15 protein-coding genes are annotated in these 16,632 nt (G+C 72.0%); 3 read left to right on the top strand and 12 right to left on the bottom strand.

Features of this window, described 5'->3' with window-relative positions:
- Positions 1-15 precede the first annotated feature (15 nt).
- The 9 genes from OHA03_RS25660 to infC form a co-directional block, all read right to left on the bottom strand.
- Positions 16-546 carry an NUDIX domain-containing protein gene (locus tag OHA03_RS25660; RefSeq protein ID WP_267006125.1) on the bottom strand — a complete coding sequence of 177 codons (531 nt, stop codon included), beginning with the start codon at positions 544-546 and terminating at the stop codon, positions 16-18.
- Positions 547-611: 65 nt separating this feature from the next.
- On the bottom strand, positions 612-1,952 hold the full coding sequence (locus OHA03_RS25655; RefSeq protein WP_267006124.1) for a transcriptional regulator: 1,341 nt from the start codon (positions 1,950-1,952) through the stop codon (positions 612-614).
- 513 nt (positions 1,953-2,465) lie between these two features.
- Positions 2,466-4,979 carry a phenylalanine--tRNA ligase subunit beta gene (gene pheT / locus OHA03_RS25650; protein ID WP_267006123.1) on the bottom strand — a complete coding sequence of 838 codons (2,514 nt, stop codon included), beginning with the start codon at positions 4,977-4,979 and terminating at the stop codon, positions 2,466-2,468.
- Positions 4,979-6,118, bottom strand: coding sequence for a phenylalanine--tRNA ligase subunit alpha (gene pheS, locus OHA03_RS25645; protein WP_267006122.1), 1,140 nt, complete (start codon positions 6,116-6,118; stop codon positions 4,979-4,981). The genes pheT and pheS overlap by 1 nt, the downstream gene beginning before the upstream one ends.
- 199 nt (positions 6,119-6,317) lie before the next feature.
- A complete protein-coding gene (locus tag OHA03_RS25640; protein WP_267006121.1) occupies positions 6,318-7,454 on the bottom strand; it encodes an ATP-binding protein in 1,137 nt (378 codons plus the stop codon).
- Between the two features lie 143 nt (positions 7,455-7,597).
- Positions 7,598-8,440: an RNA methyltransferase gene (locus tag OHA03_RS25635; RefSeq protein WP_267006120.1), complete on the bottom strand. Its 843-nt coding sequence runs from the start codon at positions 8,438-8,440 to the stop codon at positions 7,598-7,600.
- A gap of 132 nt (positions 8,441-8,572) precedes the next feature.
- Positions 8,573-8,956: a 50S ribosomal protein L20 gene (gene rplT, locus OHA03_RS25630; RefSeq protein WP_003970214.1), complete on the bottom strand. Its 384-nt coding sequence runs from the start codon at positions 8,954-8,956 to the stop codon at positions 8,573-8,575.
- 114 nt (positions 8,957-9,070) lie between these two features.
- Positions 9,071-9,265 carry a 50S ribosomal protein L35 gene (gene rpmI / locus OHA03_RS25625; protein ID WP_030918579.1) on the bottom strand — a complete coding sequence of 65 codons (195 nt, stop codon included), beginning with the start codon at positions 9,263-9,265 and terminating at the stop codon, positions 9,071-9,073.
- A 120-nt stretch (positions 9,266-9,385) separates the two neighbouring features.
- A complete protein-coding gene (infC, locus tag OHA03_RS25620; protein WP_267006119.1) occupies positions 9,386-10,159 on the bottom strand; it encodes a translation initiation factor IF-3 in 774 nt (257 codons plus the stop codon).
- Between the two features lie 313 nt (positions 10,160-10,472).
- Here infC and OHA03_RS25615 point away from each other — a divergent pair, with 313 nt between their 5' ends.
- Positions 10,473-10,835, top strand: coding sequence for a DUF1844 domain-containing protein (locus OHA03_RS25615; protein ID WP_030968584.1), 363 nt, complete (start codon positions 10,473-10,475; stop codon positions 10,833-10,835).
- Positions 10,836-10,930: 95 nt separating this feature from the next.
- Here the strand turns inward: OHA03_RS25615 and OHA03_RS25610 are convergent, their stop codons facing one another.
- Complete coding sequence (locus OHA03_RS25610; RefSeq protein ID WP_267006118.1) at positions 10,931-11,659, bottom strand: SseB family protein; 729 nt, start codon at positions 11,657-11,659, stop codon at positions 10,931-10,933.
- Positions 11,660-11,746: 87 nt separating this feature from the next.
- On the opposite strand from OHA03_RS25610, the gene OHA03_RS25605 reads away from it, so the two are divergent.
- Positions 11,747-12,673 (top strand): serine hydrolase, encoded by a 927-nt coding sequence (locus OHA03_RS25605; protein ID WP_267006117.1) that lies wholly within the window; start codon positions 11,747-11,749, stop codon positions 12,671-12,673.
- Positions 12,674-12,716: 43 nt separating this feature from the next.
- Here OHA03_RS25605 and mycP read toward each other — a convergent pair whose 3' ends face one another.
- Together mycP and OHA03_RS25595 are read right to left on the bottom strand one after the other, a co-directional pair.
- The gene (gene mycP, locus OHA03_RS25600) at positions 12,717-13,925 is read right to left on the bottom strand and encodes a type VII secretion-associated serine protease mycosin (protein WP_267006116.1); all 1,209 of its coding nucleotides are present in this window, start codon (positions 13,923-13,925) and stop codon (positions 12,717-12,719) included.
- Positions 13,922-14,821: a hypothetical protein gene (locus OHA03_RS25595; RefSeq protein WP_267008156.1), complete on the bottom strand. Its 900-nt coding sequence runs from the start codon at positions 14,819-14,821 to the stop codon at positions 13,922-13,924. Before OHA03_RS25595 ends, mycP begins: the two co-directional genes overlap by 4 nt.
- Positions 14,822-15,428: 607 nt before the next feature.
- Between OHA03_RS25595 and OHA03_RS25590 the strand changes: the two genes are divergently transcribed.
- Positions 15,429-16,631 (top strand): amino acid deaminase/aldolase, encoded by a 1,203-nt coding sequence (locus OHA03_RS25590; protein WP_267006115.1) that lies wholly within the window; start codon positions 15,429-15,431, stop codon positions 16,629-16,631.
- Position 16,632 lies beyond the last annotated feature (1 nt).

The following is a 16,632-nucleotide window of genomic DNA, read 5'->3' as shown; positions in this document are numbered from 1 at the left end:
GGCGGTGGTCCGGGCTCACCCCAGCCGTAAGTGATGGAGCATCATCAGCCCGGCCACCATGTTGGCGGCCGGGACCTCGCCCCGGGCGATCATGTCGGGCACCAGCTTGAGCGGTATCCACTCGCGCCGCGACGACTCGAAGTCGTCCTGCGGATGTCCGGTCCAGCTGGCTTCCTGGGCCCAGTAGAGGTGGTGCCGGGCGTCGGTGAGGCCGTTCGACGCCTCCACGGTCAGCAGCGGCCGCAGCGGGCCGGGGCGCCAGCCGGTCTCCTCCTCCATCTCCCGGGCGGCCGCGGCGGCGATGTCCTCGCCGTCCTCGACGACGCCCGCGGCCAGTTCCCACCCCCAGCTGTCGGTGATGAACCGGTGCCGCCACAGCAGGAGTACCTCGTTGGCCTCGTTGACGACGGTTGCCGCGGCGACCGGGCGCAGCCGCACAAGGTAGTGGTCGAGGTGTCGGCCGTCGGGGAGCGCGACGTCCGCCAGGTTGACGCGGAACCAGCGGTTTTCGTACACCGTTTCTTCGTTCAGATTCGTCCACTGCACAGTTCTGCCACCTTCCGACATGTTGGTGGCAACATCGCAGCAGGAACAGCTCCGGAGGGGAACGTTCAGAGCGGTACGCGCAGCGCTCCTTCGATGAGTTCGGCGGCCCGCTCCGCGTCGGCGCACCCGCTCGCGATCAGGTCCTCTCGCACCGCCCGCAGCCGGTCCCGCAGCCGCTGCGACTCCATCCCCCGGACCCGTTCCGCCATTTCGGCCGCCGTGCCGGCCGCTCGGTCCGCCTCCCCCTGCCGCAGCTCGATATGCGTCAGTATGGCGAGCCGGTGCACGCGGCCCCGGTCGTGCGCCGGGGTCCGTACCGCCGCGGCCGCATGCTCCCGCGCCCCCGGCAGATCGCCGAGGCGGAGCAGCGCCTCGGCCACCTGGACATTGACCAGGCCCGGCTCGACGTACCCCGTCTCGTCGGGCTCGTGCCCGGGACGGATGTGTCCGGCCTCAGACTCGGCGCGCCGGATGCACTCCAGGGCATTGTGACCGTCGCCGAGATGGGCGTACGCCTTGGCCTGCATCGCGTACAGATCGGCGGCCAGCGCGGGTGTGATGTCCCGGCCCGCGGCCCGCAGCGCCGCCTCCGCGAACGCGACGGACTGCCGGTACTCCGTCAGGAACAGCGACTGGTTGACGAGCAGGGCGATCACATATCCGCCGAGCCCCCGGTCCCCGCTCGCCTTGGCCAGCCGCAACGCCTGGTGGAAGTAGCGCTGGGCAAGACCGTGCGCGTCGGAGTCGTAGGCGCAGATGCCCGCGACGGCCACCAGCCCGCCGGTCGCCCGGTGCAGCCGACGGCCCAGCGCATCGCTGTAGCCGCCGCGCAGCAGCGGGGCGGTCTCGGCGTTGAGGAAGCCGACGATGCGGGAACGGGTCGCGATGCCACCGGCCCTGCGGTACATCAGTTCGTAGTGGGAACGGGCCGCACGCAGCATCGCTATGTCGGCCGGGGAGACCCGGGTCGTACCGGCACGGGAGACATCGGTGTCCTCCGGCGGGTTCTCCCACTCCCAGACCGGCATCACCGCCGTCGTGCCGGTGACGGCCGCCGAGGCGAGGATGTGCGGGCGCTGCTGTTCGTCGGAGCGCCACAGCGCGGTGGCCCGCTCGACGAACCCGGTGAGCGTGGAGGCCGGCCCGGGTGCACTGCCGCCGGGGCACGCCATGCCGATGTCGTCGAGCGAAACCGGCCGGTGCAGCCGGTCGCCGAGCACCTCACAGATCAGATCGGGCACCTGACCGCGCGGGCGCTGGCCCTTCAACCAGCGTGCCACGGCGGTGTGTTCGTACCGCAGGGACAGCCCTCGGGCGCGCCCGGCCCGATTCACGTGCGCGGCGAGGCCCGCCCGGGAGACGCCCGCCTCGTCGATCAGGGCCTCGAGCAGAATGTTGGGCTCCATTGCCCCTCCTCCGCCGGACACGCCTTGAGGCGTGTCGCCCCAGTGGAGCACGTTTCACACGGGGTGTGAACGGAATGCCCGAACCGTCCCGCTGCGCACTCTGTTGCGCCTGGGCGCTGATCGGTTGAATCAGTCGCCTCGCAAGAGGCGGCCGGGTCGTCTGCTCCCCCTCGTACAGTCGACGACCCGCACCCGCGCCGTTCGCCCTGCCGACCTGCCCGACACTCCGTGGCAGCGCGGGCGGCGCCGGATCGCACGACCCACTGCCCACTGATCGGAGGGTGGCTGCGGGGCCGTACCGGAACCGGGTTCCCCCGGGCCGGGACGGGGCCCGCGTGCGGTCCCCCGCCGTTCGGCGAGCACAGGAGGAGGGGGCGTATCCGGCCACCGGATACGCCCCCTCCTCACCATCTGCCTTCAAGCCCGCCGAGGGTTCGCTCCCATGCCGTCAAGGCCATGGAGAGATCGCGCCCGGAGGGCGCGCGCACCCGCTGGACGGCGGCCGTGCGCTTACTACGCTCCGCGCAGCACCGCACCGGTCCGCTCGGCAGCCAGAGCGACCGCCGCGTCGCGGGCGGCCGTGGCCTCGTCGACGGTCAGCGTGCGGTCCGGCGCCCGGAACCGCAGCGCGTACGCCAGCGACTTCTTGCCCTCACCGATCTGCTCACCGGTGAAGACGTCGAACAGCCGCAGCGATTCGAGGAGTTGACCGGCGCCGGCACGCAGCGCCTGCTCCACCGTGGTGGCGGGCACGTCCTGCGCGACGATCAGCGCGACGTCCTGGGTCGCCACCGGGAAGGTGGAGATCCGCGGCGCCTGGAGCGCACCGTCGACGGCCTGTTCCAGGAGGTCGAGGTCGATCTCCATGGCGCAGGTCCGCTCCGGCAGATGGAGCTCCTTGATGACGCGCGGGTGCAGCTCACCGGCGTGCCCGACGAGGGCCTCCGCGTCGTTCGCCGTGACGAACAGTGCTGCGCAGCGGCCGGGGTGCCACGGCGCATGCTGGTCGTTCCGGACGATGAGCTCGACACCCGCCTCGCGGGCGATGGCACGAGCGGCCTCGATGGAGTCCGCCCAGTCCACCGGGCGGCCCTTGCCCCACCAGCCGGCCTGCTCGCGGGCGCCCGCGAGGACGACCGCGGCACGGCGCGGCTGCCGCGGCAGCGCGGCGTTCAGTTCGGCGATCTGCTCGTCGCCGGGCCGGTGTTCGACGGGCAGGCGTACGGCCCGGGTCTCGTCGCCCGTCGGCCTGAAGACGAGACCGGTCTCGAAGAGTGCCAGGTCGTGGCTGCCGCGGCCGTCGTTGCGCCGCAGTGCGCCGAGGAGGCCCGGCAGCAGCGTGGTGCGCAGCGCCGGCTCCTCGTCGGAGAGCGGGTTGACCAGCTTGACCGTACGGCGGCGGGCGTCGTCGGCGTCGAACCCGAGCTGGTCGAGGACGTCGTCCCCGATGAACGGGTAGTTCAGCGCCTCGACGTAGCCGGCTCCGGCGAGCGCCCGGCCGACCCTGCGGTGCAGCCGCTGGCGGTCGGTGAGCCCGCGCCCGGACGGCGGCTTCGGCAGCGTCGACGGAAGGTTCTCGTACCCCTCCAGCCGGATGACCTCTTCGGCGAGGTCGTTCGGCTCGCTCAGGTCGGGCCGCCAGGACGGCACCGTGACGAGGAGCTCGTCCTGCCCGTAGACGTCGCAGCCGACCTGCTGGAGGCGGCGTACGACGGTCTCGCGGCCGTACCCGACACCGGCCACCCGGTCGGGGTGGTCCGCGGGCATCGCGATGGTGCGGGGCGCGGACGGGGCGGTGACCTCGGTGACACCGGCCTCGGCGGTACCGCCCGCGAGGAGCACCAGGAGGTCGACGGTGCGCTGCGCGGCGGCGGCCGCGGCCTCCGGGTCCGCGCCGCGCTCGAAGCGCTTGGACGCCTCGGAGGACAGCTTGTGACGGCGCGCGGTCCGGGCGATCGAGATCGCGTCGAAGTGCGCGGCCTCGATGACGACCTCGGTGCTGCTGTTCTCACCGTTCTGGGCGTCGGCGATCTCCGTGTTGGCGCCGCCCATGACACCCGCGAGACCGATCGGCCCACGGTTGTCGGTGATGACCAGGTCCTCGGCGTCCAGGACGCGGACCGTCCCGTCGAGCGTGGTGAGCTTCTCGCCCTGCTGGGCGCGGCGCACCCCGATCGGCCCGTCGATACGGGTGCGGTCGTAGGCGTGCAGCGGCTGGCCGAGCTCCAGCATCACGTAGTTGGTGATGTCGACGGTGAGCGAGATCGGGCGCATCCCGGCCTTCTGCAGCCGGCGCTGCATCCAGATCGGGGAACGCGCCTCGGGATCCAGGCCGACGACGGTGCGCGCGGTGAACCGGTCGCAGCCGATCGGGTCGGCCACCTTCACCGGGTAGCCGAACGCGTTCGGCGCGGGCACGTCGAGGAGCGCCGGGTCGCGCAGCGGCAGCCCGTACGCGGTGGCGGTCTCGCGGGCCACACCACGCATGGAGAGGCAGTAGCCGCGGTCGGGGGTGACGGCGATGTCGAGGACCTCGTCGACGAGCTGGAGCAGCTCGATCGCGTCGGTGCCGACCTCGTGCTCCGGCGCCAGCACGATGATGCCGTGCGTGCCGTCGTCGCCCATACCGAGCTCGTCGGTGGAACAGATCATGCCGTGCGAGGTCCGGCCGTACGTCTTGCGTGCGGCGATCGCGAAGTCGCCGGGCAGCACGGCGCCCGGGAGGACCACGACGACCTTGTCGCCGACGGCGAAGTTACGGGCTCCGCAGACGATCTCCTGCGGCTCGCCGGTGCCGTTGGCGTTGCCGACGTCGACGGTGCAGAAGCGGATGGGCTTCTTGAAGCCCTCCAGCTCCTCGATGGTCAGTACCTGTCCGACGACCAGGGGGCCCTTGAGGCCGGCGCCGATGTGCTCGACGGTTTCGACTTCCAGACCGACGGCGACGAGCTTGGCCTGTACGTCACGGCCGGTCTCGGTCGCCGGCAGGTCGACGTACTCCCGCAGCCAGGAAAGCGGGACGCGCATCAGATCTCCATCCCGAACGGCCGGGTGAACCGGACGTCACCCTCGACCATGTCTCGCATGTCTTCGACGTTGTGGCGGAACATCAGCATCCGTTCGATGCCGAACCCGAAGGCGAATCCGCTGTACTTCTGGGGGTCGACGCCGCAGGCGATGAGCACCTTGGGGTTGACCATGCCGCAGCCGCCGAGCTCGATCCAGCCCTCGCTGCCGCAGGTGCGGCAGGGGCGGTCCGGGTTGCCGACGGACGTGCCGCGGCAGACGTAGCAGACCATGTCCATCTCGGCCGACGGCTCGGTGAACGGGAAGAAGTTCGGCCGCAGCCGGGTCTTCATCTCCGGGCCGAAGAGCGCCTGGACCATGTGGTCGAGGGTGCCCTTGAGGTCCGCCATGGTGAGGCCCTCGTCGACGGCCAGCAGCTCGATCTGGTGGAAGACCGGGGTGTGCGTCGCGTCGAGCTCGTCGGTGCGGTAGACCCGCCCGGGGCAGACGACGTAGACGGGCGGCTCACGGTCGAGCAGGGTGCGGGCCTGGACCGGCGAGGTGTGCGTACGCAGCACGATGCCGGACTCGTCGCCCGTGGTCGGCTTCCCGTCGGGCGTGGTGCCCTGGACGAAGAAGGTGTCCTGCATCTGCCGGGCCGGGTGGTCGGGCACGAAGTTCAGCGCGTCGAAGTTGAACCACTCCGCCTCGACCTCGGGGCCTTCGGCGACCTCGTAGCCCATGGCCACGAAGACGTCCGCGACACGCTCCATGATGGTCGTCAGCGGGTGGCGAGCGCCGGCCGGGGTGCGGTCGTACGGCAGCGTGACGTCCACCGCCTCCTCGACCAGCACACGGGCGTCCCGCTCGGCCTCCAGCTCCGCCTGACGGCCGGCGAGGGCCTTGCTCACGGCGCCGCGGGCCTGGCCCACGCGCTTGCCCGCCTCGGCCTTGGCCTGCGGCGGCAGGGCGCCGATCTCCCGGTTGGCGAGCGACAGGGGCGAGGTTCCACCGGTGTGCGCGGTCTTCGCCTGGGCGAGCGCGTCGAGGTCACCCGCGGCGGCGAAGGCGGCGAACGCCTCGTCCCGCATGCGCTCGATCTCTTCCGGTTTCAGTGCCTCGACCTCGACTGGGTCGTACGACTTGTTCGGTGCCGACATCTCTTCCCGTGCTTCCGATTGGCTGATACTGCTCTTACCGGGGGATACCCCCGGACCCCCGTGGCCTCGCTCGACGACTGGAGGACACAAAGGTGCCAAAGGTCGAGTCTAAAGGCCACGAGGGGTCGAAGAAGCCCGCAGGCTGCTCAGGCCCTCCCGTCGCCCACCGCCACCCTGCCTGATTGCTGCGCAAGCTCGCCTATTTCAGGTAGGCCGGCGCCCCCACGGGCAGAATAAATCGGAACTCGGCACCGCCGCCGGGCCCTCGGCCGACCGTGATCGTGCCGCCGTGCGCCTCCACGATGCCCTTGACGATGTAGAGGCCCAGGCCCGTCCCGCCACGCTTGCTCCCGCGCCAGAAGCGGGTGAAGACACGGCCCATCGACTCCTCGGGGATGCCGGGGCCTTCGTCGCTCACGGTGACGGCCGTTCCCTTCTCGTCTCTGGTCGCGGGTGCGGGTGCGACCTCAATGGTGACGGTTCCCTCGCCGTGACGCACCGCGTTTTCCAGCAGGTTCCCCAGCACCTGGTCGACCTTGTCCGGGTCGGCCCATACGGCGGGCAGCGGCTGCCGGGTGCGGACGAGGAACCGGTCGGGCGCCAGACCGGTCGCGGTGAGCGCCTGGATGTGCCGTTCGACGGCGGCGGAGAGGTCGACCGGCTGGCGGCGCAGCTCCAGGCGCCCCGAGTCGATCCGGGAGATGTCGAGCAGTTCGGCGATGAGCCGGGTGACGCGGTTGGCATCGGCGTCGACGGTCTCCAGCATCAGCCGCTTCTGGTCGTCGGTGAACCGCTCCCATTTGGCGAGCAGGGTCGCCGTGAAGCCCTTGACCGAGGTCAGCGGGGAGCGCAGCTCATGGGCGACGGTCGCGATCAGTTCCGCGTGGCTGCGCTCGGTGCGGCGGCGGGCCTCGGTGCCGCGCAGGCTGATCACCAGCCTGCGTACGGGCCCGGTGGGGCACTCGCGTACGTACCGGGCGGAGACCAGCACCTCACGGCCGCCGGGAAGCAGCAGGTTCCGCTCGGGCTGTCCGACCCGGGTGGCGAGGCCGCCGTACGGGTCGGTCAGCGCCCACCAGCGGCGGCCCTTCAGGTCCTCCAGCGGCAGTGCGTGTTCCAGCGGGCGGCCGAGAGCGGCGGCCCGGGGGACCGCGGTGATCCGGGCGGCGGCGGAGTTGAAGCAGATGACCCGGCCCGTCTCGTCGGCGACGACGAGGCCGTCGGGGAGGTCGTCGGGGTCGATGGCTCCGTCCGCGTCCGCGACAGTGGTGACGGTCGCGATGCTGTCCGCGCGGTCGATGCGCGACTCGCGCGGCCTGCTCATGCCGACTGCCATATTCCCGTACCCCACCTCTCGAACCGGTGCAGTGGGCCCCGAGTCCGTCACCCTACTAGTCGTCGGTGACGGAGCGACACCCCGTGGAAGCGCACCGCTGCGCTGCGCCGGGCGGCCGGGTACGGGCCGGGGGTGCGGGGCGGTCAGCCGGTGGTGCGGCGGGGGCGCTGGGCGCGCGCCGAGGCGTACAGGCAGACGGCCGCGGCAGTGGCGAGATTGAGACTCTCCGCCTTGCCGTGGATCGGCACCCGCACGACGGCGTCGGCGAGCGCCCGGGTCTCCTCCGGCAGGCCCCAGGCCTCGTTGCCGAAGACCCAGGCGGTCGGCCCGCCCATGGTGCCCGCGTCGAGCTCGTCGTCGAGGTCGTCGTCGCCCGCGCCGTCGGCGGCGAGGATCCGTACGCCCGCGTCCCGCAGCCCCTGCACCGCCTGCTCGACCGGTACACCGACGGCGACCGGCAGATGGAAGAGCGAACCGACCGACGCCCGCACGGACTTGGGGTTGTACAGGTCCACGGAGGCGTCCGTGAGCACGACCGCGTCGGCGCCCGCGGCGTCGGCACAGCGCAGCACCGTACCGGCGTTCCCGGGGTCGCGTACATGGGCGAGGACGGCGACCAGGGTGGGCTTCGCGGCGAGGATGGACTCGAACGGCGAATCGAGGAAGCGGCAGACACCGATCAGGCCCTGCGGCGTGACGGTCTGCGACATCTCGGCGAGTGTGTCGCCGTCGGCGAGGTGCACCCGGGCGCCGGCCGCGTGGGCGGCGTCGACGATGTCGGTGTACCGCTCGGCCGCCTCGACGGTGGCGAATAGCTCCAGCAGCGTCGGCTCACCGTCGCCGGCGCGGTGCCCGGCGGCCTCGCGCACGGCCTGCGGCCCCTCGGCGATGAACCGTCGCTCCTTGCCGCGGAAGTTGCGCCTGGCAAGGCGCCGGGCGGCGGCGACACGCGGCGATCGCGGGGAGATCAGTTCGGGGGTGCCCATGGTCGGCGGCGGGCCTCTCTGCGTGCGGAGGTACGGATCGGGCGAAGGTACGGAACACGTCGTGCAACGCACCGGACCCGCAGGCGACGAGCGCCTGCGGGTCCGGCTCAAAGCCAAGAAGTGTGCCCTGGATCAGGCGGCCTTCGGGGCGTTGACATCGCTCGGGAGGGCCTTCTGGGCAACCTCGACGAGGGCGGCGAACGCGTTGGCGTCGTTGACCGCGAGCTCGGCCAGGATCTTGCGGTCCACCTCGATGTTGGCGGCCTTCAGACCCTGGATGAGGCGGTTGTACGTCATGCCGTTCTGGCGGGCAGCGGCGTTGATGCGCTGGATCCACAGCTGACGGAAGTCGCCCTTGCGCTTCTTGCGGTCGTTGTAGTTGTAGACCAGGGAGTGGGTGACCTGCTCCTTGGCCTTGCGGTACAGGCGCGAGCGCTGACCGCGGTAACCGCTGGCGGCCTCGAGGATTGCCCGGCGCTTCTTGTGGGCGTTGACTGCCCGCTTGACGCGTGCCACTTGTTAACTCCTTGTAGCGGGGCTGGTGTTCACGGTATCGACTCACCCAGCCCGGAAACGAATTGGTCCCGGTGTGACAGAGGTCGTGCCCCCGGATTCACCGGGGGCCTGGCCTCACTTGCCGAGAAGCTTCTTGATCTTCTTGGCGTCGGCCGGAGCCACGACGACCGTGCCGGTCAGCGAGCGGGTCTTCTTGGACGACTTGTGCTCGAGCAGGTGGCGCTTGCCGGCCTTCTCGCGGAGCACCTTGCCGGAGCCGGTGATCTTGAAGCGCTTGCTGGCACCGCTGTGCGTCTTGTTCTTCGGCATCGCGCCGTTCTCTCCTCGTCAGTGGCGCCCCTCGCGGTGCGGGCACCGGACAGCAGGGGCGTCAGATCTTGGTGGGAATTCCGGGGGGACCCGGGGCCGCCTGGATGGCGCCCCCTGAGGTCACGCCTCGGAAGGTGTATCGGTCGAAGCCTCGGGCTGCGCCTCGGCCGAAGCCTCGGGCTGCGCCTCGGCCGGAGCCTCGGCAGCCTCTTCCGCAGCCTCGGCGTCGGGCGTGTAGCCCTGACGCTCCGCCTTGCGGGCGGCCTGGGCCTCACGGGCCTCGGCCATGGCTTCGGTCTTCTTCTTGTGCGGGCCCAGAACCATGATCATGTTCCGGCCGTCCTGCTTCGGGTTCGACTCGATGAAGCCGAGTTCCTCGACGTCCGAAGCGAGACGCTGAAGCAGTCGGAAGCCCAGCTCAGGGCGGGACTGCTCACGACCACGGAACATGATCGTGATCTTGACCTTGTCGCCCTGCTTGAGGAACCGAACGACGTGACCCTTCTTGGTGTCATAGTCGTGCGGGTCGATCTTCGGCCGGAGCTTCATCTCCTTGATGACCGTGTGCGCCTGGTTCTTGCGCGCCTCACGTGCCTTCATGGCCGACTCGTACTTGAACTTCCCGTAGTCCATGAGCTTGCACACGGGCGGACGGGCGGTCGCCGCCACCTCGACCAGGTCGAGGTCGTACTCCTGTGCGAGTTCCAGGGCCTTGGCAAGCGGAACAATCCCGACCTGCTCGCCGCTGGGACCGACAAGTCGCACCTCGGGAACGCGAATCCGGTCGTTGATGCGGGGCTCGGCGCTGATGGATCCTCCTCGGTAGCACCACGCGGCCGCCTGGCGGACAGCCACGTAACGTCTGTTTTCCTGAGACCAACCGCACCAGCACATCAAAAATGCCCCGGACGGGACACAGGCGGGGCTCCTGGAAAACCGGAACACCGCCGCGGTCAACCGCGGGGCGCATCGGGCGGCTCCATCGTCCGTACGGAACGATGGGCGCCACCTGACCGGTGACCTGCCGTCCCGAAGGATGGTCAGGTGGGAGATCGGAGCCTCCACTTGTGGGCCGGGCACATAGATACCCAGCCGGTCGTTACACAAGGTTAGCAGCTCCCCGGGGGTGGCGCGAACCGTGCGGGGACAACCGCTCACGCAGCTCCCGCGGACGGGTGCGGGCAGGAGTGGGCCTATCGTATGGCTCATGAGTGACGCGACCCCCAGCAGTGAAACCCCCGGCTTCGACGACATGGCCCGCGACATCGCGGAGGTTCCCGCGGTCGAGGTGATCGTGACGGTCGCCGTCAATCTGATGAGCGCCGCCGCCGTGAAGCTCGGTCTGACCGAGGACGGCGACAAGCACAAGGACCTCGACGAGGCCCGCAAGCTGGTCCACGCGCTGGCCGGCCTGCTGGACGCGAGCACCACCGAGATCAGCTCGTTCCACGCGGCGCCGCTGCGGGACGGTCTGAAGTCGCTGCAGCTGGCGTTCCGCGAGGCGTCGCTCGTTCCGGACGAGCCCGGCCAGGGCCCCGGCGAGAAGTACACCGGCCCCGTCTTCGGCTGAGCCCACCCCGCCACCTCTCCTTCCTTCGACGACCGTGAGCCCCCTGCCCGTCCGGGCAGCAGGGGGCTCACGTCGTTCGCGGGCCGGTCGGGCGATCAGCGTGCGAAGAGAGGCTCACCGGGCGTGATCGCGTCGGCCGGAAGCAGCGCCAGGTCCAGGCCCCGCACCAGCCGGGCGCGCAGCACCTCGTCGGCGGCCAGGGACTCCGCGACCCGGTGGGCCGCGTCGGCAGGGGCCGCGTCGGGCGCCAGGACCAGGGCGAGGGTGCCGCCGGCCCGGCCCGGAACGAGATGGGCGCGGATCACCGCGGGCTCGGCGGCGACCGCCTCGCGTACCGCGGAGGTGACCGCCGGGTCGTCCAGCGGGTCGGCGCTGGTGCGGCCCTCGGCGAGCGCGAGCAGCGCGGAGCCGGTCAGCTCGAAAGCGACGGGACCGGCGAGATCGAGCACCACCGTGTCCGCCTTCTCGTGTGCGGCGGCCTGCAGCGCCTGGTGCAGGGGTACGGCGACGGGGCGGGCCTGCGGGTCCCAGCGCGCCAGCGAGGCGGTCGAGGTGAAGGCGGGCAGGGCGCGACGGTCCCCGGCCTGGAGGGTGGGCACCGCCATGTCACTGGTCTTCTCCCGGCGCAGCCCGGTTTCGTCCTCCTCCACTTCCCCGAGGACGGCGACGACGGGGACCAGGAGGCGGGCGCCCGTGAGCGCTTCGAGGACTGGGCCGATGGCCGTACGGTCCTCGGCCCAGGCGGCGAGTGCCGCGGTCAGTGCGGGGTCGGCCGTGCCATCGTCGTCGGAGTAACCGGAGTCCGGAATGTTCTTCTGCGCCACAGGGTGAGCGTAGTCGGTGCGGTTTCTCACGAAGCCCTCAGGTGGACCACAGCCCGTTGCCAGGTGCTCTTCCTAGCGTCCGGTTCCATGACCCTGCCGACATCGAAGACAAGTACGAAGATGCGTACGTCCGTACTGTCCGCGTCCGTGACCACCGTGTTCCTGCTGGCCGGTTCCGTTGCGGGCGGCATGTATCTGGTGGGCCGGTGGTCGGATCCGGGACCCGGCCCCGTCGCCTCCGTATCGTCGGCCGCGGACTCACCGGCTCCGGGTCCACCGGCTCCGGTGGTGACGAGCGAGGAGCCCGAGGTGGATCTGGACGCGGAGCTGGCCGCGGCGGTGGCGCCGCTGGCCGGCGACTCCAGGGTGTCGGTCGCGGTGCTGGACGCCGCGGTCGGGGCCGGTGCCGTGTACGGGAACGGGACGTACGCCACCGCGAGCATCGTCAAGGTCGACATCCTCGCGGCGCTGCTGCTCCGGGCCCAGGACCAGGGGCGGGAGCTCACCGGCTACGAACGCAGCCGTTCCGTCACCATGATCGAGAACAGTGACAACGCCGCTGCGACCGCGCTGATGCGGACGATCGGCGGGGTGGGCGGGCTCGACGCGGCCAACACCCGGTTCGGCCTGGCCGGCACGACCGCCGCGGCCGCGTGGGGGCTGACCCGGACCACGGCGGCAGATCAGCTGGTGCTGCTGAGGACGGTGTTCGGTACGGACTCGAAGCTGACCGAGGACTCCCGTGCCTATCTGCAGGGGCTGATGCGGAACGTGGCGGCCGATCAGCATTGGGGGGTGTCCGCGGCGGGCAGCGACTGGGCGCTGAAGAACGGCTGGATGCCGCGGAGCGCCACCGGCCTCTGGGACATCAACAGCATCGGGCAGGTGAAGAGCAACGGGCACACGTACCTGGTGGCGGTGCTCTCCGCCGGGCAGCAGACGATGGCGACGGGGATCGAGCGGGTGGAGTCGGTCGCGAAGGCCGCGGTCGGGGTGCTCGACGGGGCGCGGTGAGGCGTAAGCGTCCTCTCGGCCGGACGATCGGATCGCCACGGCTTCAGCGGCGTGCGGAGGTTCTCCTGTCGCGCCACAGCAGCACGGCCAGCGCCAGCAGTACGGCTCCCAGGCCGCCCGCGGCCGGGGCGAGCCAGCCTGCGGGTCCTGCGTCCCGGTGCTGCGCGGTAGGACCGGGGCCGAAGTACCGCTTGCGGTAGCCGGCCTTCGTGGACCCGGCGGAGCCGGCCGACTCCGCCTCTGCCCGCAGACCGGCCTTGCGCAGCTTGCCGCCCGCCTTGATCGCGGCGGCCGGGTCGACGATGCCGTAGCCCCGGGAGTCGTCGCGGCCGCCCGCCGGGGAGCTGCGGGCGGTGTCCGTCAGGAGCTCCTTCACCTGGGCGGGCGTGAGTCCCGGATGGGCGGCCCGGACCAGCGCGACCGCGCCGGAGACGAACGCGGAGGCGGCCGATGTGCCCCACTCGATGTAGTAGTGACGGTCGGGGGCCGGGACCACTATGTCGACGCCGGGAGCGCTGACGGTGGCGTACCAGCGGCGGGTGGAGAAGGCGGCGTGGGTGCCGTACCGGTCGACGGCGGCGACCGCGATCACGCCGGGGTAGGCGGCGGGGTACGAGATGTGGTCACCCTTCTCGCCCCCGTTGCCCGCCGACGCGACGACGACGGCGCCCTTCTTCAGCGCGTACTGGATCGCGGCGTCCTCGCCGCCCTCGGGGTGCGCGGACGCGCTGTCGTCGCCCAGGGAGAGGTTGATGACGTCGGCACCGTGGTCGGCGGCCCAGCGGATGCCGTCGGCCAGGGCCGTACCGCGGGACTCGCGGGCCTTGTCGCGGGACGGGTCGGAGGCTTCGAGGATCACCCGGACCGGGAGGATCTTCGCCTCGGGGGCGATGCCGAGCACTCCGTCGGCGCGGCCGACGCCGTGGCCGCGGCCCGCGATGATCCCGGCCATCGCGGTGCCGTGCCGTGCCCAGGAACGGTCGCCGCGCCCGGCGCCGAAGCCGATCAGGTCCTTGCCGGGCAGTACCTGACCCGCCAGGTCGGGGAGGCTGTCGTCGACCCCGGTGTCGACGACGGCGACGGTGATGCCCTTGCCCTTGGTGGTCTGCCAGGCCCGGTCCGTGTGCAGCGCCTGCAGCCCCCACTGCTGCGGCCGGATGGTGTCCGCGTGGGCGGGGACGGCGGGGAGCAGCGTGAACGCGGTGGCGGCGCAGAGCGCGCCGAGGGCGCGGCGGTGGCGGCGGCTGTTCATCGCGGCTTCTCCGAGAGGTCGGTGACGGTCCGGCGCAGCCCGCGCTCGATCCGGTCGGCGATGCCCTTGGCCTCATGGCCGAGTCCGGCCTGCGCGGCGGCCGTGGTCGCGTCCGCGGCGATCGCCTTCGCGACCGGCTGCGGATCGCTGACCGTACGTCCGTCCGCGAACCCGGATACGGCGAAGACGACGACCGGCACCTCGGTCAGCACATGGACGGTCCAGCTGGCGCGCTGCCGGGCGCCGAAGCCGGCGGCGACCGTGTCCTCGACCGCGTACGTACGGGGCATCAGGTCGGTGCGCGCGTCGAGGTGCTGATCGGAGAACCTGGTGCTCAGCGCTCTCATCGCGTCGGTGGAGCCCTCGGTGAAGATCATGCCGACCGTGGTGACGCTGCTGGAGGTGGCGTCCGCGTAGGTGGCGCGCAGCAGCCGCTCGCAGCCGACCGGGCGGATCGTCTTGAGCAGCAGCGGGTCCAGGCCGGTCGTGCAGCCACTGTCCGGGGCGACGGCGATCCGGGTCCAGACCCGGTCCGCACCGCCGGGCCCCGCGCCGTCCCCCTTGAGGGTGCGGGGGAACAGGGTGTCCACGGGGACGTTGTGCCAGACGGTGCGTCCAATGGCGTAGGGGTTGCGCGCACCGGCGTCGGCCGAGGAGTCACTGGTGAGCCAGCTGCCGGTGACCGCTCCGCCGATCAGCCCGAGCCCGAGCACGACACAGGCCGCCGCAGCGGCTGTCCGTGCGGGGCGACGGGTACGGACGGGCCGCAGCCGGGTGGTGGTCTCGGCGGGCGTCTCGGGCCTGGGGTACGGCAGGGCGTGGGAGTGCGTATGCGCGGGCGGGAAGTAGCCGCCGGGATGCGGCGGGGTCGCGCCGGGATGCGGGGTGAGATCCACAGCCCCTACCGGCCGCCGCCGGGTCGGCGGGCGCGGCGTCGTTCCGGGACGGGGCGGAGCCGTGGGGGCGGGGGCGGCAGCGGCCGCGGGCACGACGCGGAGCCGAGTGGTCGTCTCCACCGGCTCCAGCTCCGGCGGGTGCGGGGAAGTCGGGGCCGCGGGAGGAGCATGCGGTGCGTGCGTCGGCGCGTCCTGCGTGGGAACGGCAGGTGCGGTGGGCCCGGGCGCGGGCGCGGGCGCGCCGGACGCCGACGCATCCGGAGCCTGGTCGGCCGGGGCCGTCGGCTGCGGGCCCTGGGTCGCGGGCGGGGGCGTCGCCCCGGTCGTACGCCCCGGGTTCCCGTGGGCGTCCGGCGGTGCGGCCGGGCGTGGTGGCGCCGTCGGGCGGGGCGGCACGGGAGCGCGCTGCGCCTCGGTACTCATCCGCCCCCCTGGTCCACGTTCCGTACCGCTCGCGGATCACCTTCACGGGCAGGCCCGTTGGTCGCCGCGTGTCGTTACTCTACGGGCTGCGGCGGGCCCGGCGGGAGTCGGGCGTCGTGCCCCTGGGGGATCTGCCCCGATCGTCCCCCTACCCAGCGGTAGAGGCGTCTGGCAAGCTGCGGCCATGACTGCGCGTGCCGCTGACCGGACCCGCTACGAGCGGGCCACCGCACATCTCGACGCCCCGATCGCCGTGGTCGATCTGGATGCCTTCGATGCCAACGCCGAAGACCTGGTCCGCCGGGCGGCGGGGAAGCCGATCCGGGTCGCGAGCAAGTCGGTGCGCTGCCGGACGCTGCTGGAGCGGGTGCTCGCGCGGCCGGGGTTCGCCGGGGTGATGTCGTTCACGCTCGCCGAGTCGCTGTGGCTGGCCCGGGCCGGTTTCGACGACGTACTGCTGGCCTACCCGTCGGCCGACCGGTCCGCCTTCGCCGAGCTGGCCGGGGACCCGAAGCTGGCCGCCGCGGTCACGGTGATGGTGGACGACCATGCGCAGCTGGAGCTGATCGACGCGGCGCGGGCCGGTGGCCAGGAGGAGATCCGGGTCTGTCTGGAGCTGGACACGTCGCTGCGGCTGCTCGGCGGCCGGGTCAGGATCGGGGCGCTGCGTTCGCCGCTGCGCTCCCCCGCCCAGCTCGCGGAGCTGGCCCGCTCGGTGGCGCGCAGGCCCGGTTTCCGGCTGGTCGGTCTGATGGCGTACGAGGGGCATATCGCCGGGGTCGGGGACTCGCTCACGGGCCGGCCGCTGCGTTCCAGGGCGATCCGGCTGATGCAGGCGACGGCCCGCAAGGAGCTGGCGGCCCGGCGGGCGGAGGTGGTGCGGGCCGTGCGGGCGGTGGCGCCGGATCTGGAGTTCGTGAACGGTGGCGGCACCGGCAGTGTGCAGCACACGGCGGCGGAGCCGGCGGTGACCGAGATCGCGGCCGGGTCGGGGCTCTACGCACCGCGGCTGTTCGACAACTACACGTCGTTCTCGGCCCGCCCGGCGGCGCTGTTCGCGCAGCCCGTGGTGCGGCGGCCCGGCGTGGGGGTGGTGACGGTGCTCGGCGGCGGCTACCCGGCGTCGGGGGCCGCGGGGGCGGACCGGCTGCCCGTTCCGTATCTGCCGGAGGGGCTGCGCTACGACCCGCAGGAGGGGCCCGGCGAGGTGCAGACACCGCTGCTCGGCGCCCCGGCCGACGATCTGCTGATCGGCGACAAGGTGTGGTTCCGGCACGCGAAGGCCGGTGAGCTGTGCGAGCGCTTCGACGAGCTGCAGCTGATCGAGGGCGACCGGGTGACGGCGACCGTGCCGACGTACCGCGGCGAGGGGCAGACGTTCCTCTGAC

This window comes from Streptomyces sp. NBC_00154, from assembly GCF_026342835.1.
In the GTDB taxonomy this organism is placed as follows: Bacteria; Actinomycetota; Actinomycetes; order Streptomycetales; family Streptomycetaceae; genus Streptomyces.
This window is presented reverse-complemented; position numbering and strand designations above follow the sequence as displayed.